This window comes from Flavobacterium bomense (genome assembly GCF_003970355.1).
Genome location: NZ_RYDJ01000283.1, coordinates 1 through 1037, shown reverse-complemented (window position 1 = coordinate 1037; position 1037 = coordinate 1). Strand labels below are relative to the sequence as shown.

The window sequence follows — 1037 nt, the reverse complement described above, 5'->3', positions numbered from 1 at the left end:
GGAAGACAAAGCGCTTTATTTTGCAGAAGCTCATGAAATTCTAATTCAATTGAAAGAAATGGAAAATGATGGATTGGTCATTATCGAAAAAAATGGTATTAAAGTTACGAATGCAGGAAAACCTTTTGTACGCAACATTTGTATGGCATTTGACTTGCGCTTGAAAAGAAAAGCACCTGAAACCAAATTATTTTCGATGACAATTTAATAGAATTAAATATCCAAAAAAAATCACGCCAAATAAGCGTGATATTTTTGCTTTTATCTTCGTAATATTGAATATATTTCATCTTTTAAATGAAGAATTTTTACTTTTAATTCTTTCAAATGCACATCGGTAGTAACTACTTCTTCTGATTTTATTAAGGATACATCATGCTTGACTTTCCGGTATTCTTCGAATAACGCTGCAAAATGATCATTTTCGTTTATTAATTTCTCAATTTTTTCCTGAACATCAGGAGACACGTGCAGCAAATCTTGGTTTTCCATAATTATATAAGAATTAATTAATAATTAATGACAATTTGGACTTGATTGAACGAACAAACTCATATCTGAAGGTGATATGTAAGGAATGCCAAGTCCTAATCCCCTAAAGATAAACAATATTCCGATAACAATCGCAACAAACGGAATGATTTTTTGAATTTTATTTCGCACAGGAATCGTTAAAAATGAGTTGATATACACGACACTGCTCATCACAGGAACGGTTCCTAACCCAAATAAAATCATATATAAAACGCCGTAAAACTCGTTTTGCATTGCTATGGCGCCAAATAAGGCAACATAAACCATTCCGCAAGGTAGAAAACCATTCAGTAAACCAATAGTAAATAAGGATTTATAACTCTTGCTTTTGAACTGACTTCCTAAAGTTGTCTTGATTTTTGAAATCAATTTGAAAACAGGTTTCGAAAAATTGTATTTGGCAAAAACTTTGTCTGGAATTAGAATAATGACAATCATTGCAACACCAATAAAAACAGACATTTTTTGTTGCAATCCGGCAAAATATAATCCTCTTCCTAGCA

The 1037-nt window shown here is 31.5% G+C and carries 2 protein-coding genes and 1 pseudogene; 1 reads left to right on the top strand and 2 read right to left on the bottom strand.

Annotation, left to right across the window (positions count from 1 at the left end):
- A pseudogene (locus EKL98_RS17335) lies at positions 1 to 208 on the top strand (oxygen-independent coproporphyrinogen III oxidase); the annotation flags it as partial.
- A 53-nt stretch (positions 209 to 261) separates the two neighbouring features.
- Here EKL98_RS17335 and EKL98_RS17330 read toward each other — a convergent pair.
- On the bottom strand, positions 262 to 492 hold the full coding sequence (locus tag EKL98_RS17330; protein ID WP_126563266.1) for a YdcH family protein: 231 nt from the start codon (positions 490 to 492) through the stop codon (positions 262 to 264).
- Positions 493 to 516: 24 nt separating this feature from the next.
- The coding region (locus EKL98_RS17325) for a sulfite exporter TauE/SafE family protein (RefSeq protein ID WP_148104485.1) at positions 517 to 1037 on the bottom strand (521 nt) is incomplete at its 5' end.

What these genes read in the sequence shown, in the direction of transcription:
- EKL98_RS17330 (WP_126563266.1), bottom strand. Translation starts at nt 492, where the DNA reads ATGGAAAACCAAGATTTGCTGCACGTGTCTCCTGATGTTCAGGAAAAA.